Annotated in this window: 22 protein-coding genes and 1 tRNA gene; 11 read left to right on the top strand and 12 right to left on the bottom strand. The window is 72.6% G+C overall.

Annotation, left to right across the window (positions count from 1 at the left end; translation table 11 throughout):
- Positions 1-358: 358 nt before the first annotated feature.
- Positions 359-712, top strand: a complete 354-nt coding sequence (locus IF02_RS36215) for a CGNR zinc finger domain-containing protein (RefSeq protein ID WP_078622069.1) — start codon at positions 359-361, stop codon at positions 710-712.
- 33 nt (positions 713-745) lie between these two features.
- On the opposite strand, the gene IF02_RS0113240 is transcribed toward IF02_RS36215, so the two are convergent.
- The 3 genes from IF02_RS0113240 to IF02_RS0113250 all read right to left on the bottom strand — a co-directional run bounded on the left by IF02_RS0113240 (position 746) and on the right by IF02_RS0113250 (position 5027).
- Positions 746-1627, bottom strand: a complete 882-nt coding sequence (locus IF02_RS0113240; protein ID WP_234318189.1) for a DivIVA domain-containing protein — start codon at positions 1625-1627, stop codon at positions 746-748.
- Between the two features lie 135 nt (positions 1628-1762).
- Positions 1763-4024 (bottom strand): SUKH-4 family immunity protein, encoded by a 2262-nt coding sequence (locus IF02_RS0113245; RefSeq protein WP_030156531.1) that lies wholly within the window; start codon positions 4022-4024, stop codon positions 1763-1765.
- A 7-nt stretch (positions 4025-4031) separates the two neighbouring features.
- Positions 4032-5027: an SMI1/KNR4 family protein gene (locus IF02_RS0113250; RefSeq protein WP_078622070.1), complete on the bottom strand. Its 996-nt coding sequence runs from the start codon at positions 5025-5027 to the stop codon at positions 4032-4034.
- Positions 5028-5257: 230 nt separating this feature from the next.
- On the opposite strand from IF02_RS0113250, the gene IF02_RS0113255 reads away from it, so the two are divergent.
- Both IF02_RS0113255 and IF02_RS0113260 read left to right on the top strand, forming a co-directional pair.
- Complete coding sequence (locus IF02_RS0113255) at positions 5258-5848, top strand: YwqJ-related putative deaminase (RefSeq protein WP_030156535.1); 591 nt, start codon at positions 5258-5260, stop codon at positions 5846-5848.
- An 11-nt stretch (positions 5849-5859) separates the two neighbouring features.
- Complete coding sequence (locus IF02_RS0113260) at positions 5860-6393, top strand: SUKH-3 domain-containing protein (protein WP_030156536.1); 534 nt, start codon at positions 5860-5862, stop codon at positions 6391-6393.
- A 72-nt stretch (positions 6394-6465) separates the two neighbouring features.
- On the opposite strand, the gene IF02_RS0113265 is transcribed toward IF02_RS0113260, so the two are convergent.
- Positions 6466-7749 carry a sensor histidine kinase gene (locus IF02_RS0113265; protein ID WP_030156538.1) on the bottom strand — a complete coding sequence of 428 codons (1284 nt, stop codon included), beginning with the start codon at positions 7747-7749 and terminating at the stop codon, positions 6466-6468.
- A gap of 168 nt (positions 7750-7917) precedes the next feature.
- Between IF02_RS0113265 and IF02_RS0113270 the strand changes: the two genes are divergently transcribed.
- The 5 genes from IF02_RS0113270 to pth all read left to right on the top strand — a co-directional run bounded on the left by IF02_RS0113270 (position 7918) and on the right by pth (position 12115).
- Positions 7918-7989, top strand: a tRNA-Gln gene (locus tag IF02_RS0113270).
- 110 nt (positions 7990-8099) lie between these two features.
- On the top strand, positions 8100-9545 hold the full coding sequence (glmU, locus tag IF02_RS0113275; protein ID WP_030156540.1) for a bifunctional UDP-N-acetylglucosamine diphosphorylase/glucosamine-1-phosphate N-acetyltransferase GlmU: 1446 nt from the start codon (positions 8100-8102) through the stop codon (positions 9543-9545).
- A gap of 145 nt (positions 9546-9690) precedes the next feature.
- On the top strand, positions 9691-10668 hold the full coding sequence (locus IF02_RS0113280) for a ribose-phosphate diphosphokinase (RefSeq protein WP_030156542.1): 978 nt from the start codon (positions 9691-9693) through the stop codon (positions 10666-10668).
- Between the two features lie 178 nt (positions 10669-10846).
- Positions 10847-11434, top strand: coding sequence for a 50S ribosomal protein L25/general stress protein Ctc (locus tag IF02_RS0113285; RefSeq protein WP_030156543.1), 588 nt, complete (start codon positions 10847-10849; stop codon positions 11432-11434).
- 90 nt (positions 11435-11524) lie between these two features.
- On the top strand, positions 11525-12115 hold the full coding sequence (gene pth, locus IF02_RS0113290) for an aminoacyl-tRNA hydrolase (RefSeq protein ID WP_030156545.1): 591 nt from the start codon (positions 11525-11527) through the stop codon (positions 12113-12115).
- An 82-nt stretch (positions 12116-12197) separates the two neighbouring features.
- Here pth and ppc read toward each other — a convergent pair whose 3' ends face one another.
- Positions 12198-14966 (bottom strand): phosphoenolpyruvate carboxylase, encoded by a 2769-nt coding sequence (gene ppc, locus IF02_RS0113295; protein ID WP_030156547.1) that lies wholly within the window; start codon positions 14964-14966, stop codon positions 12198-12200.
- A gap of 376 nt (positions 14967-15342) precedes the next feature.
- Here ppc and IF02_RS0113300 point away from each other — a divergent pair, with 376 nt between their 5' ends.
- Both IF02_RS0113300 and IF02_RS0113305 read left to right on the top strand, forming a co-directional pair.
- Positions 15343-16329, top strand: coding sequence for an acyl-CoA desaturase (locus tag IF02_RS0113300; protein ID WP_030156548.1), 987 nt, complete (start codon positions 15343-15345; stop codon positions 16327-16329).
- Entirely contained in the window at positions 16329-17000 is a 672-nt protein-coding gene (locus IF02_RS0113305; RefSeq protein ID WP_037836190.1) for a TetR/AcrR family transcriptional regulator, read from the top strand. Before IF02_RS0113300 ends, IF02_RS0113305 begins: the two co-directional genes overlap by 1 nt.
- Before the next feature lie 103 nt (positions 17001-17103).
- On the opposite strand, the gene IF02_RS0113310 is transcribed toward IF02_RS0113305, so the two are convergent.
- Both IF02_RS0113310 and IF02_RS0113315 read right to left on the bottom strand, forming a co-directional pair.
- Positions 17104-17481, bottom strand: coding sequence for a VOC family protein (locus tag IF02_RS0113310; protein WP_030156552.1), 378 nt, complete (start codon positions 17479-17481; stop codon positions 17104-17106).
- A gap of 2 nt (positions 17482-17483) precedes the next feature.
- Positions 17484-18341 carry a trans-aconitate 2-methyltransferase gene (locus IF02_RS0113315; protein ID WP_030156553.1) on the bottom strand — a complete coding sequence of 286 codons (858 nt, stop codon included), beginning with the start codon at positions 18339-18341 and terminating at the stop codon, positions 17484-17486.
- 175 nt (positions 18342-18516) lie between these two features.
- On the opposite strand from IF02_RS0113315, the gene IF02_RS0113320 reads away from it, so the two are divergent.
- Complete coding sequence (locus IF02_RS0113320) at positions 18517-19014, top strand: MarR family winged helix-turn-helix transcriptional regulator (RefSeq protein WP_030156556.1); 498 nt, start codon at positions 18517-18519, stop codon at positions 19012-19014.
- Here IF02_RS0113320 and IF02_RS0113325 read toward each other — a convergent pair.
- From IF02_RS0113325 to IF02_RS0113345, 5 genes are all read right to left on the bottom strand, one after another.
- Positions 18973-19737 carry a response regulator transcription factor gene (locus IF02_RS0113325; RefSeq protein WP_030156558.1) on the bottom strand — a complete coding sequence of 255 codons (765 nt, stop codon included), beginning with the start codon at positions 19735-19737 and terminating at the stop codon, positions 18973-18975. The genes IF02_RS0113320 and IF02_RS0113325 overlap by 42 nt on opposite strands.
- Before the next feature lie 514 nt (positions 19738-20251).
- Positions 20252-21199, bottom strand: a complete 948-nt coding sequence (galE, locus tag IF02_RS0113330; protein WP_030156559.1) for a UDP-glucose 4-epimerase GalE — start codon at positions 21197-21199, stop codon at positions 20252-20254.
- Positions 21200-21323: 124 nt separating this feature from the next.
- Positions 21324-22022 carry a response regulator transcription factor gene (locus IF02_RS0113335; protein WP_030156561.1) on the bottom strand — a complete coding sequence of 233 codons (699 nt, stop codon included), beginning with the start codon at positions 22020-22022 and terminating at the stop codon, positions 21324-21326.
- Between the two features lie 144 nt (positions 22023-22166).
- Complete coding sequence (locus tag IF02_RS0113340; RefSeq protein ID WP_030156563.1) at positions 22167-23963, bottom strand: PQQ-binding-like beta-propeller repeat protein; 1797 nt, start codon at positions 23961-23963, stop codon at positions 22167-22169.
- A gap of 41 nt (positions 23964-24004) precedes the next feature.
- Positions 24005-25666, bottom strand: a complete 1662-nt coding sequence (locus IF02_RS0113345) for a PQQ-binding-like beta-propeller repeat protein (protein WP_030156565.1) — start codon at positions 25664-25666, stop codon at positions 24005-24007.
- Positions 25667-25689: the final 23 nt, after the last annotated feature.

Genomic DNA, 25689 nt, shown 5'->3' on the forward strand with positions numbered 1-25689 from the left:
AAGCGGATGCCCTCCGGACTGAACAGCCCGCGCACCTTCTCCTCGTCGCCCGGCACCTCCCGCCGGTGTCCGGCGAACTCGCGGGCCGCGTCGGAGAGTCCCTCCTCGTACGCGTTGCCGTTCTGTCTGATCGCCGGTCCGGCGGGGCTCGCGGCCTGGCTGGCCGTCCAGGAGGGCCGGCTCGGGCCGGTCGGGAAGGTGGGTCCGGCCGAGGTGGCGGCCGTACACGCCGTACGGGAGGCGGCCGGCGCGGCGCTCGCGGCCTGGCTGGCCGTCCGGGAGGGCCGGCTCGGGCCGGTCGGGAAGGTGGGCCCGGCCGAGGTGGCGGCCGTACACGCCGTACGGGAGGCGGCCGGCGCTGCGCTCGCGGCCGCGCGGCGCGGCGAGCGGCCCCCGGCCGGCGCCCCTGCGCGCGCTGAACGAGGCCGCGGCGGGCGCCCCGGCCCACCGCGAGCTCGCCTGGACCGCGGAAACCGGCCTGGCGGCGGCCCCGCACCGTACGGGCACCCCGGCGCGGCGGCTCGCGGCGGAGCTGGCGGACGCCGCGGCCGAGCTCCTGACGGACCCCCGGGTGCGGGACGTACGGGAGTGCGAGGGGGCGGACTGCGTCCTGCTGTTCCTCCCGGCGCACCCCAGGCGCCGCTGGTGCGTGGCCTCGAGCTGCGGCAACCGCGCCCGCGTGGCCCGCTCCTACGCCCGCCACATACCCTGACCGGCCGCCGGGACGGGACGGACGGCCGGCCGGTCAGCCCTCGGCCGGGGCCCGGCCCGTCAGGGCCGCCAGGCTGGAGCGGACGTGGTTCATGTGCGCCCGCATCTCGTCCTGCGCCTCCTCGTGCTCCCGCAGGATCCGCTCCGTCTCCCGGCCCGTCCGCTCCTCCTGCACCCGCGCCTCGGCCAGCAGCTCCGCGGCCTTCGCCTCCGCGTCCTCCTGCCCGTGCCGCGCCGACTCCTCCGCCTCCGCGTACCCGCGCCGCGCCTCCGCCAGCCGGACCTCCGCGTACTGCTCCAGCTCCGCGTGCCGGGCCTCCAGGTCGGCCTCCCGGGCCGCCAGCTCCCGCTCCGCCGCGTCCCACCGCTCCACGTGCTCCTGCTCGCGGTCCGCGACCAGCGCGTCCGACCGGCGCCGCATCTCCGTCAGCGCCGCCTGCGCGTGCGCCCGCCACTCCGCCGCGTCGTCCTTGGCCTCCGCCCGGACCGCGTCGGCCTCCCGGCCCGCCCGCAGCAGCCCCTGCCGCGCCCGGACCTCCGTCTGCTCGCGCACCGCCTCCGCGTCGTGCCGCGCCAGCTCGGCCACCCGGTCCGCGTACGCCTCGGCCGCGCCCATCGCGTCCACCGCGTCCGCCCGCGCGTCCCGCCGTACGGTGTCCGCCTCCTCCTCCACCAGCAGGAGGATCCGCCGCGCCCGCTCGCTCAGCTCGTCGTACGTCTGCGGAGCCAGCGCGGCCACCGCCTCGCGCAGCCGCTCCGCCTCCGCCTCCATCCGCTTCGCGAGGACCGTCAGCCGCGCCACCCGCTCCCACGCCTCGTCCCGGCTGCCGGAGAGCCGGGCCAGATACCGGTCGACCTCTTCCGCGCGGTAGCCGCGACCTCGCACGGTCGCGAAACCCGGTCCGTGAGGTGACATGGGTGCAGTCATCCTGGAAGCGCCTCTCTCGGGGGGATTCCTGTCAAGGATGCGCCATTTGCGGCCAGAAGCCGGAATGGCCGGGCCGGGACCCCTTACGAGGGTCCCGGCCCGGCCATCCGCCCGATCGTCCGATCAGAGCAGCCCGTCCCACATCTGCTCAAGCAGCACCGACCACCAGCTCTCCGGCGACGCCAGCGCCGCACTGTCGAGCCCCGCCAGATTCGTCTGGAAATCGACGGTCCAGCGGCCCGCCTGCTCCGGCGTCAGATGCTGCCGCAGCCGCCACATGTGACCCAGCATCGCCAGCGAACGCGCGAACTGCGGCAGGCTCGAATTCACGAACTGCGGCGGCACCGGCGCACCGCCCGGACCGGCCTCCACCGGGACCGCCACTATGTGCGCCGTCCCGTACTGCACGCACAGCGCCTTGCCGAAGTCGCTGCCCACCACCAGGTACGAGCCCGCGTCGGACGCCGGCTGCACCTGCCGCTGCGCCGCCAGCTCCGCCAGCGTCGGCACCGGCTGGCCCGGCACCGCCTGCGCCCAGAAGAACGGCCCGAAGTCCGTCGGCAGACCCGCCCACACCAGGGTCTGCGCCACGATCTCCGGCACACCCTGGCGCGACACCGCACGCTGGTCGAAGCGGAACACGCCCTGCGGACCGAACGCCCCGGCCAGCTCCGCGCCGATGGCATCCAGCGGAATCGCCGGCTGGAGCGGTACCTGCTGCACCGGAACCCGTACCGGCGCGGGGCGCGCCGGACCGTCCGCCACCTGGTGCAGCTCACCCTGATGGGTCAGCAGGTGCCGCATGCCCTGCTGACGGCCCGCGTGGTCCTTGCCGTACGGGGCCACGCTCGTGATCCGCACCTGCGGCCAGGTCTCCCGGATCATCCGGGCGCAGTAACCGCCCGGCAGCTCGCAGGACTCCAGCTCCGTGTGCAGCTCCAGCACCTGCTGTGGCGGCACGTTCATCGCGCGCAGCTCGTAAAGGATCTGCCACTCGGGGTGCGGGGTGCCGGGCGCGGAACGGCGGATGAGCTGCTGCTCGGAGCCGTCGGGCGCGCGGTAGCGCAGGACGGCCTGGTAGCCCGGGCCGACGGTGGGCGCGCCGGTGGGCGCCGGAGGCTGCGCCGCGTGGCCGGGACCGGGACCGGGACCGCCCTGCGGCTGGCCGGGCGGGCCGGGAGGCGCGGGCGGCTGACCCGTGACGGCCGGACCGGCCAGCATCGTCGCGGCGTGGTCGAGCCCGCCCCCGGGCGCACCGGGCGCACCGGGAGCCCCCGGCGGACCGGGAGGCTGGGGTACGCCGGGACCCGCGAGCATCGTGGCGGCCTGATGGGCCGACCCCCCGGGAGCCCCGGGCGGACCGGGGGGCGCGGGCGGCTGACCGGCACCCGGAGCACCGGGCGGACCCGGAGGCGCCGGCGGCTGACCCGTAACAGCCGGACCCGCCAGCATCGTCGCGGCATGGTCGAGCCCGCCCCCGGAGGCACCGGGAGCACCGGGCGGACCCGGCGGCACCGCCGGAGCCGCACCCGGACGGGAGACCTGGGCCTTGCTCGTCGGCGCATCGGCGATCGACCCGGCATCCGAGCCGCCGCCCGCACCCGGCCCGAGGTCCAGCGCGGGGGCGATCGCGGTCTTCGGGAGCCGGCTGCCCCCGGGGATCAGCGCGGTCTTGGCCTCCGAGGCCGCGCCGGACGGCGGAGCCATGTCCTCCAGGTCCGAGCCCGACAGCGGCGGCGCGAACACCGTCGCGGGCAGCGGTACGGACACGTCGTCCGCACCGGGGTTCACATCGGTCCCGGCCCACGGCGTGGCCCCGGCCGGCACCCCGTCGTTCGCGGTCGGCTCGTACGGCACCTCGCGGCGCAGCGGAACAGCCTCCACCGGAACGGGAGAGGGAGCGGGAGCGGGAGCCGGAGCGGGCGCCGGAGCCGGAGCGGCAGGCTCCGGAGCCGGCACGGGCTCGGCCGCGGCAGGAACCGGCGCCGCCGCCGGCGCCGGCGCCGGCGGAATCCCCGCCCGGTCCGCCGCCTCCTGCAGCCACTCCGGCGGACTCAGCATGAACGAGGTCTGCTCCGAGTCGATCCGCGGCGTCGGCACCGAAGCCTCCGCCACCGGCGCGGCCGCGGCCCCGTACTCCTCCTCGTAGCGGCGGATCACCTCACCCACCGGCAGCCCGGGCCACAGCGTGACCTCACCGCTGTCCCGGGCGATGACCAGCCGCTGCCGGCCGCCACCGGACACCGGACCGGCCGCGCGGTCCTCCGCCCACACCACGAACCCGAGTCCGAACTCCCGTACGCGCACCTCCCGGTGCTGGTACGCGGGCACGTCCCCGTTGATCCACTCCTCGGCGCGCTCCTGCGCCTGCGCAAACGTCACCATCGCGCCGTCACCCCTCCACCGGTGCCGCACCGGACACGGGAACCGAGCGTGCGAATCCGCCGTCCACCATCAGACCGGCCACCGTTTCCAACTCCGGCGGGTTGCCCGCCAACCGCTCCAGAAAGGCATCGAAATCGGCACCGCACGGCAGCAACAGACGCTCCACGCGCTCCTGCACCGACCAGCCGTCCTGGTCGCGGGCGTCGTCGTACGGGGAGAACCAGACCGAGCCGATCGCCTCGCCCTTCACCTTCACCGCGAGCAGACCGCCCTGCACGAAGGCCACGCACAGGTAGTCCTTCGTCAGGTGGTCCCGCAGACACTTGTTGACGTACACGAGGTCGTTGACCGCCGCCTCCTCACGCACCGTGAAGAAGGGCTGGTCCACCAGCAGTCCGAGGTCCACGTCGAGCCCGGCGCCCACCGGCGCACAGCCGCCCGCCGCCTTCAGGAACGCGCGGTACGCCTCCGGCAGCCGGTAGCCGAGGTCCTCCTCGACGCCCTGCACCGCCTCCTCGGAGACCGACACCACCGTCTTCGGCAGCCCCAGGTGCACCGGGCGCAGCTCCTGCAACGGCCGCGTCCCGCGCTTGCCGTGGTCGACCGGCGCCGTCGCCAGCCCCGCGTGATGCCGCAGCAGCGCCTTCACCTCGACCGGGACCAGCTCCATCCGCCGGGTCCCGGCCACGTGGTGCCAGGTCCAGCCGTGCGGGGTCGCCACCGGTCCGACGGTGTCCCACAGCGCATGGCCGGCCGCGTGCATCGCCGCGTTCGCGGACACGCAGTCCGTCAGCCGCAACTCGTCCACGCCGAAGCCCTCCGGCGGCTCGGCGATCTCCACCGCCGCGCGCGCGTACGGGGAGAGGTCGGGATGTCCGTCCCCGTCCATCCGTACCCCGTGGGGATGCCGAGCGGCCCGGACCGGGTCCGGGAAATGCACGACCTGCCCGGAGTACGCGGCGTTGGGTGGCGCGGCCTGCTGCCCGAGCCGACCTGTCGTCATGGCGGTAGCCCCCTGCTGGATCTGGCTGGTTCACCACAGCCTATGTGCTCGGGCAAGAGCGTCACCCGCCCGCGACCCCCGCACCCGCGCGAGGGCCAGGAACATCCGAATTGATACGAATATTCGACCCCGCTTCCACACGACAGGGGACATTTGACAGGCTGTCCCCTCAGCACGGGGGCGTGCGCGACAGCGGCCACCACCGCCGCCACGGGAGGGAAGACGCGACCATGCAGAACACGGCGACACGCACGGACACGGCCGACGGCGCCTCGGGACGGGGCGACCAGGGCGACCCGGCAGCCGGCCGGCCGGCCGGGGCGACGTCCGCGGCCGGAGACCCCCGCCTGCGCTGGAGCAGCACCGACGGCCGGCCCGCCGCGCCCGTCCTGCGCTTCCGCCGCGACGGCATCCTCCCCACCGTCGCCGCCGCTCTCTCCGTACGCGGCGAAACCCTCACCGGCACCGCGGGCAAGGCCGACCAGGCACCCGCCCTGCACCCGCTCGTCCAGGACTTCCTCGACACCCTCACCAGCGGCCAGCGGGAACGCTTCACCGGCCGATGTCCCGAGGCGATCCTGCTCTCCCGCCACCTCGCCGGCGTCGAGGGCGCGCGCAGCAAGCGCGCCTCCCGCAAACCCCTCACCGCGAGCGAAGCCCGCCGCTCCCTGAAACACTCCAAGATCACCGCCCGCCGCATCCGCGAGGACGGCGACCCGCTCCACGGCAGCTACGCACCCCCCTGCCGCTCCTGCGAAGCCCTCCTCGCCCACTTCGGCGTCCGCGCCGTCGACCTCACCCCCGCGTCAGAGAAGGCCTGACCTCCGCCACCATGACCACCTCCTCCGCCTCCGCCTCCGCCTCCTCCGCCTCCTACGACCGCTCCTCGGCCACCCGCTTCCCGACCGCCGTGGACACCGCCCTGCGCACCGCCGGCTGGGAGCCCGGCCGCTGGGACATCAAGCAGGCCGAGTTCTGGGCCGACGCCCTGCGCGACCACACCACCCCGGCCGGACACCGGCACACCGTCTTCCCGGCCGCGGTCGAAGCCTGGGCCGAATTCGGCGGGCTCACCGTCACCGCCCCCGGGCCCGGCCGCCAGACCGCGCCCGTCCCGGTCCGCCTGGATCCCCTGACCGGCCTCCACCTGGCCCGCACCTTCGCCGACCTGGGCCGGGCCCTGTCCACCCAGCTCTGCCCGCTCGGCACCGACTCCGACGGCGGCTCGCACCTCGCCATCGACCGCGAGGGCCGCGTCTACGGCATCGACCACACCGGGGACTGGTACCTGGGCGCGGACGTGGACGAAGCCCTCACCCTCCTCCTCACGGGCCTCCAGCCCACCCGCCTCACCACGGCCCCGTAGGCCGTGCCGGACCCGGCCGCCACGCGCACCGCGCCGGGGCCGGGCCCGGTATCCGGGCCGCGCCGGTCGGTCCTACCCCCGGCGCGGGGCGCACGGCAGGACCGCCGAGACCTTGAAGCCGCCCTCGTCCGTCGGGCCGGACACGAAGACGCCGCCCAGGCCGAGCACCCGCTCGCGCATGCCGACCAGCCCGTTCCCGCCGCTCGGCAGGCCGGGCCGGTCCACATCCGCCCCGCACGGCCCGTTCTCCACCTGCATGGCCACCTCGCCCTCGCGATGAGCCAGCCGCACCACCACCCGCGCACCCGGCGCGTGCTTGTGGCAGTTCGTCAGCGCCTCCTGCACCACCCGGTACGCCGTCTGCTCCACCTCCGCCGGATACCCCGCCCCCGCGCCCCGGACATCCAGCTCCACGACCATCCCGGCCGCCCGCGACTGCCCGACCAGCGCCTCCAGCTCACCCAGCGAAGGCCCGGGCCCGTCCTCGAAACTCCCCACCAGCGCGGCCACCGGCACCGCCGCGGCAGCGGCGGGGACCCGCTTCGGCGACTCCGCCGCCCGCAGCACCCCCAGCATCTCCCGCAGCTCCGTCAACGCCTGGCGCCCCATGTCCCCCACGAGCGCGGCGTTCTTCGCCGCCCGCTCCGGATCCTTGGCCGCCACCGCCTCCAGCGCCGCCGCGTGCACCACCATCAGCGACACCCGGTGCGCCACGACGTCGTGCATCTCCCGCGCGATCCGCGTCCGCTCCTCCGTACGGGCCCACTCGGCCCGCTCCTCCGCCCGGTCCGCGAGCAGCGACAGCTCGCGCTCCAGCGAATCCGCCCGCTCCTCCAAGCTCTCCATCAGCCGCCGCCGCGCCCCTATGTACAGGCCGAGCAGCACCGGCGGCACGGTCAGCGCCACCGCCACGAACACGGACAGCACGATGACGAGCGACTGCGAAGCCCCCTGGTCCCCGCTGGTCCGCACGTACATCACCACGAGGGTCGCCACCAGCGACATCGAGGCCAGCGTCGCGGTGATCCGCCGGGGCACCTCGCAGGCGGCGAGCGTGTACAGCCCGACCACCCCGAGCAGGAACCCCATCGCGGCCGGCGACACGGCGATCCCGACCAGCACCACGGCGATCGGCCAGCGCCGCCGCAGTACGAGCGTGGACCCCACGAGCAGCCCGAACAGCACTCCGACCGGCACCGGAAGCCCGGCCTCGTGCGCGAAGGGCACCCCCTCGACGGCGCACTCGACGGCCGAAACCGCGGCCAGCCCCACATCGAGCACGGCCCCCCGCGGCCGCTCCCACCACCACGGCCCGTCGCGCCCGGCCCCGCCCCGCTCTTCCCCCGTACTGGTCATGCCGTCCAGCGTACGCAGCGCCCCCGGCCCACCGGCGAACCGAATTCCGGCGGACGGAACGCGAGGCAAGGCACTGATCTTTACCGTCGCGTCGAGGGGTGATGGTGCGGCATAGTAGTGCCGTCGACTCGACGGACACGGCGTATTGTCCGGTTTAGTCGTAAATAATCCCCTGTGGTGTAATTGGCAGCACTGAGGCTTTTGGTGCCTTATGTCCGGGTTCGAGTCCTGGCGGGGGAGCATCTATCAGTTCGGGTCCCGACCGGTCGGTCGGGACCCGGCCTCGTTCTCGGGGCGTAACGCCCCGGTATCCTTCACGGGTCCACCACCCGAAGCCGAAGGGCACACCCGTGAGCGCCAACCGCCCGGCAGCCGTCGTCGTACTCGCAGCGGGTGAAGGCACCCGCATGAAGTCGGCCACTCCCAAGGTTCTGCACGAGATCTGCGGGCGCTCGCTCGTGGGCCACGTCGTCGCCGCCTCGCGCGAGCTGGACCCCGAGCACCTCGTGGTCGTCGTCGGCCACGCCCGCGAGCAGGTCACCGCGCACCTGACCGGGATCGACGCCGGCGTCCGCACCGCCGTCCAGTACGAGCAGAACGGCACCGGACACGCCGTCCGCATGGCCCTCGAAGAGCTCGGCGGCCAGCAGAACGGCACCGTGGTCGTCGTCTGCGGCGACACCCCCCTGCTGACCGGCGAGACCCTCGGGCAGCTCGTGCGGACGCACGAGGCCGACGGCAACGCCGTCACCGTGCTCACCGCCGAGGTGCCGGACTCCACCGGCTACGGCCGGATCATCCGCGGCGCGGACGGCGCCGTCACCGCCATCGTCGAGCACAAGGACGCCACCGACTCCCAGCGCGCGATCCGGGAGATCAACTCCGGGGTCTTCGCCTTCGACGGCGCCCTCCTCTCGGACGCGCTCGGCAAGGTGCGCACGGACAACAGCCAGGGCGAGGAGTACCTCACCGACGTGCTCGGCATCCTGCGCGAGGCCGGTCACCGCGTCGGCGCGGCCGTCGGCGGCGACCACCGCCAGATCCTCGGGATCAACAACCGCGTCCAGCTCGCCGAGGCCCGCGCGCTGCTCAACGCCCGCCTGCTGGAGCAGGCGATGCTCGCGGGCGTGACGGTCGTCGACCCGGCGAGCACCTTCGTGGACGTGACGGTGACCTTCGGGCAGGACGCGCTGATCCACCCGGGCACGCAGCTGCTCGGCACGACGCACGTCGCCGAGGGCGCCGAGGTCGGTCCGAACACCCGGCTCAAGGACACGCGGGTGGGCCCGCGGGCGCGCGTGGACAACACGGTGGCGGACACGGCGGTCATCGGCGAGTCGGCGTCCGTCGGCCCGTACGCGTACCTGCGTCCCGGTACGGACCTGGGCCCGAAGGCGAAGGCCGGCACGTACGTGGAGATGAAGAACGCGACGATCGGCGAGGGCACGAAGGTGCCGCACCTGTCGTACGTGGGCGACGCGACGATCGGCGAGCACACCAACATCGGCGCGGCGAGCGTGTTCGTGAACTACGACGGCGAGCACAAGCACCACACGACGGTCGGCTCACACTGCAAGACGGGCTCGGACAACATGTTTGTGGCGCCCGTCACGATCGGGGACGGCGCCTACACGGCGGCCGGTTCGGTGATCACGAAGGATGTGCCGCCGGGTGCGCTGGCCGTGGCCCGCGGCCAGCAGCGCAATATCGAGGGCTGGGTGGCTCGCAAGCGTCCGGGAAGCGCCGCGGCGACGGCGGCCCAGTCGGCGGTCCAGGAGGATTCCGACCCCCGCTGAGGCCTCGTTGAGGTGAACTGACCGGAAACAGGTAGGCCCGGCAGGGCGTACCGTGATAGGTGCACGCAATTCGGCTGGCTCACCGTGTGCGGGACGGACGCACACGGGGGCGAGCAGCTTTCAACACGTCTGAGGAGACTGTGCTGTGACCGGGATCAAGACGACCGGCGAGAAGAAGCTGATGCTCTTCTCCGGCCGCGCCCACCCCGAGCTGGCCGAGGAGGTTGCGCATCAGCTGGGCGTTGCCCTCGTGCCGACCAAGGCTTTCGACTTCGCGAACGGTGAGATCTACGTCCGCTTCCAGGAGTCGGCTCGTGGCGCGGACTGCTTCCTGATCCAGAGCCACACGGCTCCGATCAACAAGTGGATCATGGAGCAGCTGATCATGATCGACGCGCTGAAGCGCGCGTCGGCTCGCTCCATCACCGTGATCATCCCCTCCTACGGGTACGCCCGCCAGGACAAGAAGCACAAGGGCCGCGAGCCGATCTCGGCGCGCCTGGTCGCCGATCTGCTGAAGACCGCCGGTGCGGACCGCATCCTGACGGTCGACCTGCACACGGACCAGATCCAGGGCTTCTTCGACGGCCCGGTGGACCACCTGTCGGCGCTGCCGGTCCTCGCGGACTACGTGGGCGCGAAGGTGGACCGCAGCAAGCTGACGATCGTCTCCCCGGACGCCGGCCGCGTGCGCGTCGCCGACCGCTGGTGCGACCGTCTGGACGCGCCGCTGGCGATCGTCCACAAGCGCCGTGACAAGGACGTCGCCAACCAGGTGACGGTCCACGAGGTCGTCGGCGAGGTCCGCGGCCGCGTCTGCGTCCTGGTCGACGACATGATCGACACGGGTGGCACGATCTGCGCCGCCGCCGACGCGCTGTTCGCGCACGGCGCGGAGGACGTCATCGTGACGGCCACGCACGGCATCCTGTCGGGGCCGGCGGCGGACCGCCTGAAGAACTCGAAGGTCAGCGAGTTCATCTTCACGAACACCCTGCCGGACCCCTCCGACCTGGAGCTCGACAAGATCACGGTCCTGTCGATCGCCCCGATGGTCGCGCGCGCGGTGCGCGAGGTCTTCGAAGACGGCTCGGTCACCAGCCTGTTCGAAGAGCAGCAGTAACCGGCAGTACAGAGATCCTTTTGGGTGCGGCCTCCGCGCCGGGTAGACTCGACGAGTTGCTCGGCGAGGGAGGCCGCACCTTTTCGGTGTCGGCGCTCCGTTATCGACGCGCTCTTCGTAGCAGGCCGTTCAGGCCGGGTGACCGTCGTCCAATTCCGTCACCCCACGAGGAGTGAGCATGTCCGAGGTCAAGCTTTCCGCCCAGCTCCGCAACACCTTCGGCAAGGGCTCTGCCCGCCAGGCCCGTCGCGACGCCATGGTTCCCGGTGTCATCTACGGCCACGGCAACGACCCGAAGCACGTCAACGTCGAGGGCCACGGCCTGGCGCTGGCGCTGCGTACCCCGAACGTCCTGATCTCCCTGGACATCGAGGGCGACGGCACCGAGCTGGTCATCCCGAAGGCCGTGCAGAAGCACCCCCTGAAGCGCTCGATCTCCCACGTCGACTTCCTGATCGTCAAGAAGGGCGAGAAGGTCACCGTCGAGGTCGCCGTCGTCACCGAGGGCGAGCTGGCCGCCGGCAGCAACATGCTGGAGACCCTGCTCAACACCATCACGGTCGAGGCCGAGGCCACCCACATCCCGACCGAGGTCACCGTCTCCATCGCGGGCCTCGAGGCCGGTGCCTCCATCCACGCCAAGGACCTGGTCCTGCCGGCCGGCACCACGCTGGCCGTCGACGGCGAGACCGCCGTCCTGCAGGTCGTCGCCCCGCAGGCCGAGGAGCCGGCTGCCGAGGCCGCCACCGAGGGCACCGAGGCCTGAGCCTCGCCCTTCCCCCTCAGCACTTGCTGATCGACCGCCGTCCGGCTCCACTGGGAGCGGGACGGCGGTCGTCCTCGTTAAGGAGCATGGATGTCGGACGACGCGGCGCCGTGGCTGATCGTCGGCCTCGGTAACCCCGGGGCGGAGTACGCGGGCAACCGCCACAACATCGGGTTCATGGTGGTGGACCTGCTGGCCGAGCGGATGCGCGGGAAGTTCAAGGCGCACAAGGCACGGGCCCAGGTGGTCGAGGGCCGCATGGGCCCGCCGGGTCCGGCGAACCGCCGGGTGGTGCTGGCGAAGCCCATGTCGTTCATGAACCTGTCGGGCGGCCCGGTGACGGCACTGCGCGACTTCTACAAGGTGCCGGTGGACCGGATCGTGGCGGTCCACGACGAACTGGACATCGACTACCCGACGCTGCGGCTGAAGCTGGGCGGCGGGGACAACGGGCACAACGGCCTGAAGTCGATGACGAAGTCGATGGGGCCGGAGTACCACCGGGTCCGCTGCGGCATCGGGCGCCCGCCCGGCCGCATGCAGGTCGCGGACTTCGTGCTGAAGGACTTCTCGTCCACGGAGCGCAAGGAGCTGGACTGGTTCGTGGACCGGGCCGCGGACTCCGTCGAGTGCCTGATCGCGGAGGGCCTGGAGCGCGCCCAGTCCTCCTACAACTCCTGACGGACACGACACGGGGAAGCCCCCGCACCGGCCGGTGCGGGGGCTTCCCCGTGTTCCCGGCCGGTACGGGCCCCGAGAGCGGTCAGCCGGTGTTGCGCAGGCCTGCCGCCACGCCGTTGACCGTGAGGAGCAGGGCTCGGGCCAGGAGGGGGTCGGCGTCCTCGCCCCGGGCGGCCGCCGCGCGCTGGCGGGCCAGCAGGGAGACCTGGAGGTAGGAGATCGGGTCCAGGTAGGCGTCGCGGACGGCGAAGGTCTGCTGGAGGACCGGGTTGGAGTCCAGGAGTTTGTGGCCGCCGGTGATGCGCAGGACCTCGCGGACGGTGAGCTCGTGTTCGGCCTCGATGCGGGCGAAGACGTGCTTGAGGTCGTCCGGGACGAGGGTGTCGACGTAGTGGCGGGCGATCCGCAGGTCGGTCTTGGCCAGCGTCATCTCGACGTTGGACAGGAAGTTGCGGAAGAAGTGCCAGCGCGCGCCCATCTCGGCGAGGGCGGATTCGCCGCCGGCCTCGCGCAGGGCCTTGAGGCCCGAGCCGACTCCGTACCAGCCGGGGACGATCTGGCGGGACTGGGTCCAGCCGAAGACCCACGGGATGGCGCGCAGGCCGTCGAGGCCGGCGCCGGAGTCGGGGCGGCGGGAGGGGCGGGAGCCCAGGTGGAGGTCGGCGAGCTGGTCGACGGGGGTGGCGGCGAAGAAGTACGCCGGCAGGTCCGGGTCCTCGACGAGCTCCCGGTACGCGGCGTGGGCGGCGTCGGAGACGGTGTCCATGGCCGCGTCCCAGCGGGCGAGGTCGTCGTGGGACTGGCGGGGGGCGGTGTGCAGGGCGGAGGCCTGGAGGGTGGCCGCGACGGTCAGCTCCAGGTTCTCGCGGGCCAGCGACGGTACGAGGTACTTGTCGGAGATGACCTCGCCCTGCTCGGTGACCTTGATCTCGCCTTCGAGGGTGCCCCAGGGCTGGGCGAGGATCGCGTCGTGGGAGGGGCCGCCGCCGCGGCCGACGGTGCCGCCGCGGCCGTGGAAGAGGCGCAGGCGCACCCCGTAGCGGTGGGCGACGTCGCGCAGCCGGCGCTGGGCGCGGTGGATCTCCCACTGGCTGGTGGTGATGCCGCCGAACTTGGAGGAGTCGGAGTAGCCGAGCATGACCTCCTGGACGTCGCCGCGCAGCGAGACGAGGCGCCGGTAGGAGGGGTCGGCGAGCATGTCGTCGAGGATGACGTCGGCGGCGCGCAGCTCGTCGGTGGTCTCCAGGAGCGGCACGATGCCGATCTTGGCCCAGCCGGCGTGGAGGTCGACGAGGCCGGCCTCGCGGGCGAGGACGGCGGCGGCGAAGACGTCGTCGGCGCCCTGGCACATCGAGATGATGTACGACTCGATGACCTCGGGGCCGAACTTCTCGAAGGCGTCCTTGACGGCGGAGAAGACGCCGAGGGTCTTCTGTCCGGCGGCGTCGAGCGGGGCCGGGGTGGGCGCCAGCGGGCGGCGCGAGCGCAGCTCCTTGGCGAGGAGCTTCTGCCGGTAGTCGCGCGGCATGTCGGCGTAGCGCCAGGACTCCTCGCCGAGGCGGTCGAAGAGCTGGCCCAGCGCGTGGTGGTGGGCGTCGGCGTGTTCGCGGACGTCCATGGTGGCGAGCTGGAGGCCGAAGGCGGCCAGCGTGCGGATGGTGCGGTCCATGTGGCCGTCGGCGAAGAGGGCGCCGCGGTGTTCGCGCAGGGAGGTCTGGATGAGGGTGAGGTCGGTGAGGAGCTCGGCGGTGCCGAGGTAGTCGCGGCCTTCCTCGTGGGGGGTGCCCTTGGCGAGGCGCTCGCGGGTGTTGACGAGCTTCTGCCGGATGCAGGTGGCCTTGAGGCGGTACGGCTCCTCCGCGTTGAGCCGCTTGTAGCGCGGGCTGATCTCGGGGAGGCGTTCGAGGTCGGCCTGGAGGGAGGAGAGGAGTTCCTCGGTGGCGCCGGTGTAGCGGATGGAGTTCGACAGCAGTCCGCGCAGGAAGTCGACGAGTTCGAGGGCGTCGGTGATGCCGTGCTCGTGCTGGAGGATCAGTACGTCGCGGGTGACGTCGGGCGTGACGTTGGGGTTGCCGTCGCGGTCGCCGCCGATCCAGGTGCCGAAGGTGAGGGGGCGGGTGCCCGCGGGCAGCTCGACGCCGACGCGCTGGAGTTCCGCGGCGAGGTCTTCGAGCACGTCCCCGACGGCGCCGGCGTGCAGCTCGTCGAGGTAGTAGATGGCGTTGCGGGCCTCGTCGGCGGGCTCCGGGCGTACGACGCGCAGCTCGTCGGTCTGCCAGACGAGGTCGATGTTCTCGGCGAGGCGCAGGTCGTGGCGGCGGCGTTCGCCGGCGCCGGCGACGGGCTCCTCCAGCAGGGCCGCGATGCGGCGCAGCTTGTTGAGGACGCTGCGGCGGGCCGCCTCGGTGGGGTGCGCGGTGAAGACGGGGCGGACGTTGAGGTTCTTGACCGTCTCGCGCAGGTGCTCGGGGTCGGCGTCCTTGAGCATGTCGGCGGTGCGGGCGAGGAGCCCGCCCTCCGCGGCTCGGTGGGCGCGCAGTTCCTTGCCGCGGTGCACCTGTTCGGTGACGTTGGCCAGGTGGAAGTAGGTGGAGAAGGCCCGTACGAGCTTGGCCGCGGTCTCCAGGTCGATGTCGCCGAGCAGCGCGGCGGCAGCGATGCCGTCGGTGCGGGTCAGGGCGCGCACTCGTTCGACGAGGTCGAGGAGGTCTTGCCCTTCTTGGCGGACGAGGGTCTCGCCGAGGAGGTCGCCGAGGCGGCGGATGTCCGCCCGCAGCTCCGCGTTGGCGGCGGCGACGGCGGTGGCCGGGGCCTTGGCCGGGGTGGAGGAGGCCTGGTCAGCACTGCTCACAGGTGCGGCTCCTTGCAGTGTTCGAGCGCTACTGGGAGGTGGGCTCCGGGGTGCGCGGGGTGTGCCCGGACTCCTTCCCCGGCTGTCGCTGGGAGGGGCCCAGGGGGTGTCCCCACCTGGTGCGCAGCTCGGCTGCCCGTGCGGACCGCGCTGTCCGACGACACCAGGATAGGTGTCCGGGCCTCGTACCTCGCCAAACGTCTCACCAGGCGGCGCGCGGGCTGCTCCAAGCGCCCTCGAGAGCGCCTCGGGCCCGGCCGTGCTCCCCTTGCCGTGGGCTCCGCCTTTGCCATACTTACGTTGCCGTAGGTTACGGATCCGTAGCCAGGGCTGGCGCCAGGGGCGCCTGCCGATTCCTCACCCCCAGGGGACCCTCATGACCACCAGTCCCGAGCTGATCAAGGACGCCTCGGCGGCCTCCGATTCCGATTCCCCCGTGCCCTCCGCGACCCTCGGAGGCGAGAACAAGCGCTCCATCGAGCAGATCGCCCTGCTGCTGTTCATCGTCGTCCCCTTCCTGGCGCTGCTGGCGACGATCCCGCTGGCCTGGGGCTGGGGGGTGAGCTGGCTGGATCTCGGCCTGATGGTGTTCATGTACTTCCTGGCCTGCCACGGGATCACCATCGGCTTCCACCGGTACTTCACGCACGGTTCCTTCAAGGCGAAGCGGCCGCTGCGGATCGTGCTGGCCGTGATGGGTTCGATGGCGGTGGAGGGCCCGCTGGTGCGCTGGGTGGCGGACCACCGCAAGCACCACAAGTTCTCCGACCACGACGGCGACCCGCATTCGCCGTGGCGCTTCGGCGAGACCCTCCCGGCGCTGATGAAGGGGCTGTGGTGGGCGCACATCGGGTGGCTCTTCGACGAGGAGCAGACCAACCAGCAGAAGTACGCCCCGGACCTGGTCAAGGATCCGGCGATCCGGCGGATCTCGCGTGACTTCCTCCTGTGGACGATCGTGTCGCTGGCGATCCCGCCGCTGGTCGGCGGTCTGGTCACGATGTCGTGGTGGGGCGCGTTCACGGCGTTCTTCTGGGGCTCGCTGGTACGGGTCGCGCTGCTGCACCACGTGACGTGGTCGATCAACTCGATCTGCCACGCGGTCGGCAAGCGCCCGTTCAAGTCGCGGGACCGCTCGGGCAACGTGTGGTGGCTGGCGGTGCTCTCGTGCGGCGAGTCCTGGCACAACCTGCACCACGCGGACCCGACGTCGGCCCGGCACGGCGTGCTGCGCGGCCAGGTCGACTCCAGTGCCCGGCTGATCCGCTGGTTCGAGCTGGCGGGCTGGGCCACGGACGTGCGCTGGCCGTCCAAGGACCGCATCGACGCCCGGCGCAGGGAAAACGCGTCGAACGCGGCATGATGGGGGACGTGGCGATCGACGGCAGCAGTTCCAGCAGCGACAAGCCCCGGCGTGGCCGCCGGGTCCGGATGACGGGCGCCGAACGGCGCCAGCAACTGCTGGACATCGGCCGCACCCTGTTCGCGGAGAAGGGCTTCGAGGGCACGTCGGTGGAGGAGATCGCGGCGAAGGCCGGAGTCTCCAAGCCGGTGGTGTACGAGCACTTCGGGGGCAAGGAGGGCCTGTACGCGGTCGTCGTGGACCGGGAGATGCGCCAGCTGCTGGACGGGGTGACCGGCGCGCTGACGGCCGGGCATCCGCGCGAGCTGCTGGAGCAGGCGGCGTTCGCGTTGCTCGACTACATCGAGTCGTACACGGACGGCTTCCGCATCCTCGTCCGGGACTCGCCGGTCGCCCAGTCGACGGGTACGTTCGCCTCGCTGATCAGTGACATCGCCACGCAGGTCGAGGACATCCTGGGGCTGGAGTTCAAGGCGCGCGGGTTCGACCCGAAACTGGCCCCGCTGTACGCGCAGGCGCTGGTCGGGATGGTCGCGCTGACCGGGCAGTGGTGGCTGGACGTGCGCCGGCCGAAGAAGGCCGAGGTCGCGGCGCATCTGGTGAACCTGGCCTGGCACGGGCTGGACGGGCTGGAGTCCAAGCCGCGGCTGGTCGGCCACCGCAAGAACTGAGCAGTACCGAGGCGCACCGGCACGCGACGGCGCCCCGTCACCGGAGATCCGGTGGCGGGGCGCCGTCGCGTTGCACGGGGCCGGACAGCGGGCCCGGTGGAGCTCAGGCGGGGGGCTGCGGGCCGCGCTCTTCCAAGAACTCGATCCGGTTGCCCACGGGGTCCTCGGAGTAGAAGCGGCGGTGTCCCGGCAGGTCGTCGTCCCAGACGACCCGGGCGCCGCGCTCCTGCAGTCTCCGCGCGTACGCCTCTATCCCCGTCACCCGCAGCCCCGGGTGCGCCTTGCGGGCGGGCCGGAAGTCCTCCTCGACGCCCAGGTGCAGCTGCACCGGCCCGGCCGCGAACCAGCAGCCGCCGCGGGCGGCGAGGACGGGCGGCTTGGGCACCTCGGTCATGCCGAGGACGTACGTGTAGTACGCGCGCAGCCGGTCCTCCGATCCGGGCGGCGCCGCGAGTTGGACGTGGTCGACTGCGCTCAGCACGGTCAGAGCTCCTTGCGGGCGACGACGAAGATGCGGCGGAACGGGAAGACGGTGCCGCGCGGCCCGGGCGGGTACGCCTCGCGCAGCAGGTCGCGGTATTCGGCGAGGAAGGCGTCCACGGCGTCCCGGTCGTCCCCGAGGGCGGTCAGGACGGGCCGCAGGGCGGTCCCCTTGACCCAGTCGAGCACCGGGTCGGTGCCGGTGAGCAGCTGGTGGTAGGTGGTGTCCCAGGTGTCGACGGCGCAGCCCAGCTCGATGAACCGGGCCAGGTACTCGGCGGGTTCGAGGAGGTGGGTGTAGCGGGCCCCGTGGCCGGCCAGGCGGCCCCGCCAGCGCGGGGTCTCGCAGAGCCGGGCGAGCAGGGCGTGGCTGGGGGCGGTGAAGTTGGCGGGGATCTGGAAGGCGAAGGTGCCGCCGGGGCGCAGTCCGTTGATCCAGGCGGCGAAGGAGCCGGGGTGGCTCGGGACCCACTGGAGGGCCGCGTTGGAGACGATCAGGTCGTAGGGCTCCTCGGGCAGCCAGCTCGCGAGGTCGCCGTGACGGAAGTCGAGGCGGCCGCCGCCGGAGGTCGGGCCCGCGTACTCGCCGGTGGCGCGGCGGAGCATCTCCGGGGAGAGGTCGAAGCCGGTGATGTCGGCTTCGGGCCAGCGTTCGGCAAGGAGCGCGGTGACGTTGCCGGGGCCGCATCCGAGGTCGGCGATGCGGGCGGGCCGGGTCGGGAGCTCGGGTATCCGGTTCAGGAGGTCGAGGAAGGGGCGGGTTCGGTGTCCGGCGTGCCGGAGGTATTGCTGGGGGTCCCAGGTGGGCGCGGCGTGGGCTGTGGGTGCGGGGATCCTTGCCGACGCGATATCGGAATGCATGTTCGAGCCTCCCTACTGGCGGGGCGGTCGGAAGCGGAAGCGGTTCCGGCACCCTCCATGCCCATCGTCGCTCAGAATATATCTCGATGTCAAGATTCATGGGATCGAGATATCCATCCCCGAGATCCTCGATTTGAAGAGACTTCACATCGACAGACCCCTTACACTGATCGGCATGGAGGACGAGGTCGACCGATTGGTAGCGGCATGGCGGCGGGAGCGCCCTGACCTCGACGTGGAACCGCTCGAAGTGCTGAGCCGCGTCAGCAGGCTCGCCCGTCACCTCGACCGCGCCCGCAGGCTGGCCTTCTCCGAGCACGGCCTGGAGCCTTGGGAGTTCGACGTCCTGACGTCGCTGCGCCGCGCCGGCGCGCCCTACCAGCTCTCCCCCGGCCAGCTGTTGACACAGACGCTGGTCACCTCGGGCACGATGACCAACCGCATCGACCGGCTCGCCAAGAAGGGCCTCGTCGAGCGGCTGCCCGACCCCAACGACCGGCGCGGAGTGCTGGTCCGGCTCAGCCCGGAGGGGCGTGACCGCGCCGACCAGGCCCTGGCCGGCCTGCTGGCCCAGGAGAGGGCGATCCTCGCTCAGCTCTCCCAGGCCCAGCGCGGCGATCTCGCGGCGCTGCTACGCCAGTTGACCGCTCCGTTCGACAACATCCCCGGCTAGGTCGGCCGGCCGCACCCCGGCCCGCCGGGCCAGTGCCACCGCCGCGAGCGTGGAGTGCACCCCGAGCTTGCCCAGCACGTTCTGCATGTGCGTACGGACGGTGTGCGGGGACAGGAACAGCCGCGCCGCCACGTCCTTGCGGCCCAGCCCCGCCACCATGCAGCGCAGCACCTCGTGCTCCCGCGGCGTGAGGGACTCGACGAGCCGCTCGCTGTCCGTACGGTGCTTGCGCGCGGCGGTCAGTTCGCGCAGCACTCCGGTGAGCAGCGCGGGCGGCAGGTGGGTCTCCTCGCGCAGGACCCCGCGGATGACGGCCAGCAGCCGCGAGAGCGAGCAGTCCTTCGCCACCCAGCCGGAAGCCCCCGCCTGGAGGGCGTGCGCGGCCCGGCGCGGATCGTCGCGCTCGGCGAGCACGACGGTGCGGACCCCGGGATGGGACACCCGTACCCCCGCGACCAGCGCGATCCCGTCCGCGCCGGGCGGTGGACCGGAGCCCGATTCGCGCTGCGCGGGCACGGCTCCGGCGGCGGCGCCGAGATCGGCGTCGACGAGCAGGACGTCGAAGCGGCGGCCCTCGGCCACCGCCCGTTCGAGGCAGCGCAGCGCGGCGGGGCCGCTGCCGGCCGCGGACACGTCCACGTCGGGCTCGGCCGCGAGCGCGGCTGCGAGCGATTCGGCGAAAATGCGGTGATCGTCGACCACGAGAACCCGGATGCGAACCACAAAACCCCCAAGGGTCGGGGAACGGACGACTGCGGGTACGGCGCCCGGACCGGGTGATCCGCAGCTGCCGCGGCCGCCGCCGAGACATCTCTGCACTACCCCGGACCGGACGCCGTACCCGGCGTGTCTCGACCCCTGAATCAACACCGGCCCCCACCGGTGTCACGCATCAGCGTAGAACGGGTGGCGGCTCGCGGTTGGCCGAATAGCAGAAGTTTTCCGAGCGAATTTCCGGCTGGGCAGGCTCGAACCGGGTTTGTCGTGGCCTGAATTCGTCCATACAGACGGTCTGGAAGACGGTTTCCGGCAGGCCCGTGCCACGGGCAGTTGCACGGGGGCCTTTTCACCCGGCGTGTGCACGCCGGGCGCCCGCGCACCGCGCCCGCCCACGGCGCCCCCACCCCTCCGCGCTCCCCCGCGCACGCCGCGGCACGCACGGCGCCGTACGCACCGCGCCCCCCGCACCGTCGGGTGCGGGGGGCGCGGGTGAAGGGGCTGAAGGCGGGGCGGCGCCTCAGGAACGGTGCTTGCGGGTGAAGTTCCAGGCGTCCGTGATGATGCCGGTGAGGTCCGAGCGGGCCGGGGTCCAGCCGAGCCGCTCGTGGGCGGTGCGCGCGGAGGCGACGAGCACCGCCGGGTCGCCGGCCCGGCGCGGGGCGACGACCTCGGGGATCTCGGCGCCGGTGACCTTGCGGACCGTCTCGACGACCTCGCGGACCGAGAAGCCGTTGCCGTTGCCGAGGTTGCAGATCAGGTGCTCGCCCCCGGTGGCGGCCTCCAGCGCGGCCAGGTGGGCCTCCGCCAGGTCGGCGACGTGGATGTAGTCGCGTACGCAGGTGCCGTCCGGGGTCGGGTAGTCCTCGCCGAACACCGAGATCGACGCCCGCTCGCCCAGGGCGACCTGGAGCACCAGCGGGATCAGGTGGGTCTCGGGGTCGTGCCGCTCGCCGAACTCCCCGTACGCGCCCGCCACGTTGAAGTAGCGCAGCGAGACCGCAGCGACGCCGTGCGCCGCGCACTCGCCGGCGATCATGTGGTCGACGGCCAGCTTCGAGGCGCCGTACGGGTTGGTGGGCTTGGTGACCGAGTCCTCGGTGAGCAGGCCCTCGGTGGGCTCTCCGTAGGTGGCCGCGGTGGAGGAGAACACCAGCTTGCGCACCCCGTGCGTGCGCATCGCGGCCAGCAGGGCGAGCGTGCCGCCGACGTTGTTCTCCCAGTACTTGCCCGGGTTGGCGACGGACTCGCCGACCTGCGAGGAGGCCGCGAAGTGCAGCACCGCGTCGTAGGAGGGGTCCAGGTACCGCTCGGCGTCCTGGATCCGGCCCTCGATGAAGGCGGCGCCCGCCGGGACCCCCTCGCGGAAGCCGGTGGAGAGGTCGTCGAGGACGGTGACCTCGTGCCCGGCCTCCAGGAGGTGCGCCGCGACGACGCTGCCGACGTATCCGGCGCCGCCGGTGACCATGTATTTGAAAGTCGCCGTTTCCGAAGCCGCCGTCTTGGAAGTCGCCGTCTCGCTCACTCGTCTGCTGCCTCTCGCGGGGGGATGCACGCGGGCGCGTGCACATGCCGGTCACTGGCTTACCGGATTACGGCCCCACGGGGAAATCGGCGACCGCCGACGGCAGCCCCGCCCGGTCCAGCAGCCCGGTCCGCGCGGCCAGCGCGGCCGCCTCCAGCCGGGAGCCGACGCCCAGCTTCATCAGCACCCGCTGCACGTGCGTACGGGCGGTGCTCGGCGCGATCTCCATGCCCGCCGCGATGAGCCGGGTGTCCTCGCCCTCCGCGACCCGGACCAGCACCTCCACCTCGCGCGGGGTGAGCAGCCGCAGCAGCCGGCTGCCCTCGTCGTCGGGCTGGGCGGCGGGGTTGAGCAGCTCCGCGAAGGCCCCCTGGAGCAGCTGCGGGGAGATCGCGACCTCCCCCGCCCGGGCCTTGGCCAGCGCCCGCTCCACCCCTTCGATCCGCTCGTCGTGGCGTACGTACCCCGAGGCGCCGGCGGCGAAGGCGGCCGCGATCCCGCGGGGGCTCGGCACCGGGCCGAGGACGACGACGGCGATCTGCGGCCGTTCCCGCTTGATGCGGACGACCGGCTCGAAGACCCCCGGCTCGGCGGGCGTGGCGGTGCCCAGCAGGCAGACCTCCGGCGCCCGGCTGATGACCAGCTCGGCGGCGCCCGCGGCCGGGGCGGCCGCGGCCAGCACCCGGTGCCCGCGCAGTTTGAGGGCCGAGGCCAGCGCCTCGGCCAGCAGCCGGTGCTCGTCGAGCACCATGACCCGTACGCCCATCGCGCACCCACCCCCGACCCTTCTGACCCGGCAAGCTACACGCTTGTTCGACGGTGCGAGGCGGTTACCGCGCAGAAGCCCCCGGAAGGCGGACCTTCCGGGGGCTTGGGCCCGCTGCGGTGAACGGCCGGGATCGGCCGGGGATCAGCTGGCGCTGAAAGAGACGAACAGGTACTCGGGGTCGCCCTTGTCGGAGTACGGCTTCCTGGCCGTCGTCCGGGAGATGAAGAGCTTGCCGTTGTGGTAGCGGTACTCGGAGTAGTCCGGCGAGAAACCGGTCTCGGCGGTGCGGCTGGCCTTCTCCGCCGGGTTCTCCATCAGGACGGTCTCCTTCATCGTCGTACCGTCGATGCTGACGACCTGGCCGCCCTTGTCGTACGGGGGCTGCTTGTACGCGATGATGTTCGACCCGTCCATGCGGAGCGGGAACATGGTGTACCGCTCGCCCGCGTCGGCGCGGTCGGTGGTCTGCTTGCCGGTCTCCAGGTCGAAGGAGAGCAGCTCGTTGGTGCGGCCGACCTCCGCCTTGCCCTGGTGCTCGATCGAGGGCAGGTAGACCTTGCCGTTGCCGACGACGAAGCCGGCGCACTTCTCGACCTCGGTGCCTCCGCACTTGCCGCCGAAGGTGCCGGAGGCGAGCGAGATGCGCGCCTTCAGCTCGCCCTTGGGGTCGACGACGAAGAGGTCGCTGACGCCGGTGGCGTTCTTGGCGGTCTTGCCGACGTCGGCGGCGACGATCAGGGGCTTGGTGGAGACGATGGACGCCCACTCGATGCCCGGGGAGAGCTTGTACGAGGACGTCTGCGCGCCGGTGGCCGGATCCAGGGTCTGCGCGTACAGCGACCGGTTGTCGCCGCGGCCGCACTTGCGGATCACGGCGAGGGCCTCGCCGCCGGCGTAGCCGCTGTCGTAGCAGCCCTCGCCGTCGACCTTGGGCGTCCACAGGGACTTGCCGTCGGCGAGGTTCCAGGCGGCGCCGCCGCTGCTGCCGCCCGCGGCGACGGTCTGGCCGCTGAGGGTGACCTCGTAGTAGGAGGCGGGCTTGTCGCCGGAGGTGGCGCCCTTGGCGTTGCCGGACCAGACGAGCTTGCCGGCGTTCAGGTCGATGACGCCGACCTCGGTGCACGCCGGGTACTTGTTCTCGGGCGTGGGCTTGGTGGGCTTGAAGAGGACCGCCGTCTTGTTGTCGCTGACGTGCTGGGTGGCGCCACAGAGCTCGCCCGGGAACGGGATCTCCCACTTCTTGGCGCCGTCGACGGTGTTGTAGCCGACGACCTTCGCCACGTCCGACTTGATGTACGTCGAGTCGGTGAGCCAGGAGCCCGCGACGGTGACGACCTCTTCCGGCGTCGGGTTCGGCTGGTTGAACAGCGGCTTCGACTTGGTGTTGGCGGGCGCCTTCTCCGAACCGGGGGTGCCGGGGCCGGGCTTGTCGCCGCCGGTGGTGCCGTTCGCGGTCGGCTGCCGGTCGCCGCCGCCGTCCTCGCCGGAGACGTACCAGAAGCCGCCCGCGATGATCAGGACGATGGCGAGCAGGGCCGCGCCGACGATCATCAGCTGGGTGCGCTTGTCGTTGCCGCCGCCGCCCGCGCCGGCCGGGGCCGGGGGCTGGGCCGCGTACATCGGGGCCGTGGGCGCGCCGTAGGACGGCGGGGCCTCGGCGCCGGCGGGGGGCTGCTGCTGCGGGTAGCCGTACCCCTGCTGGGGATAGCCGTACGCCGGCTGCCCCTGCGCGGGTACGCCGGGCGCTGCCGGCGCGGTGGGCGCTGCCGGCGGTACGGGCGGCTGCTGCGGCGCGGTCGGCGGCATCGGCGGCGGCTGCGGGGCGGCCGGCGGCGCGGGCGGCACCGGCGGCGGCGCTCCGAAGCCCCCGGGTGCGGGCTCCTGCGGCGCTCCGAAGCCGCCGGCGGGCGGCTGGTTGGGGGGCGGCGGGGTACTCATCGCTTGCTACTGCCTCTCGGTGGGCGGCTCGGTGGACTCGTTCACTTGCCGAAGACCATCAGGAGCTTCTCGTCCGTGCCCTTGGCGGAAAGCATGGTGACGCCGATGAAGAACCGGCCGTCCACGTAGTCGGTCAGCGGGTTGTAGAAGCCGCGCTCGATCGGGGCGGCGGCTCCTGACGGGTTGCGCAGGAGCGCGGTGGGCGTGCCGCCGGCGGCCGGGATCGAGACGACCTCGCCGCCCTGGTCGCCCTTGGCCTTGCGGTAGGCGACCAGCTGCCCGTTCGCCGCCCCCAGCGGAGTGAGGGTGCGGCCCTCCCCGGCCGGGGTGCGCCACTTGGCCTTGCCGGTGTCCAGGTCGAAGGCGACGACCTCGTTGGCCTTGCCGGACTCCGCGACGGTCGGCAGGTAGAGGGTGTTCCCGTCCACGGCGGTGTGGGAGCAGACCTCTACGGAGTGGAAGATGCCGTTGTTGCACTCGGTGGCGAAGTTGCCCTCGCCGCTGACGGTGGCGCGCTGCTTCCCGTCGGGTCCGAGGACCACGATGGCGCGTTCCTTCTTCTCCTGGTTGCCGATGTCGAGGACGAGGGGGTCCAGCGAGTAGACGGCGCCGACCTTGTACTTGGCCGGCAGTTTGAAGGTCCAGGTTTTCTTGCCGGTGACCGGGTCGGCGTCGGAGACCTCGCTGGAGAGGTCGTCGTCGTAGCAGGTCGAGATGGCGATCATCTTGCCCTTGTTCACCACGTACGAGTCGGGCTTGCAGCCCTCGGCGTTGGCGCTGCCGAAGAGCTTGTCGCCGGTGCTGACCTTGAAGGCGCTGGCGGTGCCGCTGCGGCTGATGGCGACGGTGTCGCCGGTGATGCCGACGGTGGGGCTGGTCATGATGTCGAAGAGGCCCTCCTTGGGAACCTCCTTCGTCCAGCCTTCCTTGCCCGCCTTGAGGTCGACCTGCTTCATCTGGTTGCAGGTCGCGGAGTCGCCGTCGCCGTCCCTGACCATGACGACGGTCTTGGCCTCGGCGGCGGTCTGGCGGGTGACGGCGCAGATCGGGGTGGGGAACGCGAGCGTCCACTTCTGCTTGCCGTCCGTGACCCCGTACGCGGTGAGGGTCTTCCAGACGCTCTTGACGACGGTGTCGCCGACGACCCACTGGCCCTCGGCCACCACGCCCATGCCGGGTCCGTCGATCTTGGTGGTCTTGAGCCAGAGGACCTTGTCCTCACCCTGCTTGCGGCCCGCGTTGAGGTCCTCGGCCCCCTGGGAGCCGTTGCCGCTGCCGTCGCCCTTGTCCGGTTCGGTGGAGGGCTTGCCGTCGGCGGGCGCGGAGCTCTGTGCGACGGGCTTCTTCGGGTCCTCGTCCCCGCCGTCGAAGAAGGCGAAGTACCCGCCGGTGCCGAGGACGAGCACGCCGGCGACGGCCGCGGCGACGATGACGGCCGTCTTCTTCTTCGGCGGCTGCGGCGCGCCACCGGCCGGGTGCACACCGACGGTGGGCATGCCGGGCGGCGGCGGGAAGTGGCCCTGCTGCGGCACGGGCTGGTGCGGCATCGGCTGCGCGGGTTGCATGGGCTGCGTCGGGGGCTGCTGCGCGTACGGGTTCTCACCCTGCTGCGGGTACCCGTACCCGGGCTGCGGCGGACCGGGCAGGTGACCGTAACCGGAAGGTGTCGGCGGCTGGTTCGGCGGCTGGGGCGGCTCGGTCATCAGCGCATACCTTCGGCGTCGGG

Source organism: Streptomyces sp. NRRL S-244 (genome assembly GCF_000717915.1).
Taxonomy (GTDB): Bacteria; Actinomycetota; Actinomycetes; order Streptomycetales; family Streptomycetaceae; genus Streptomyces.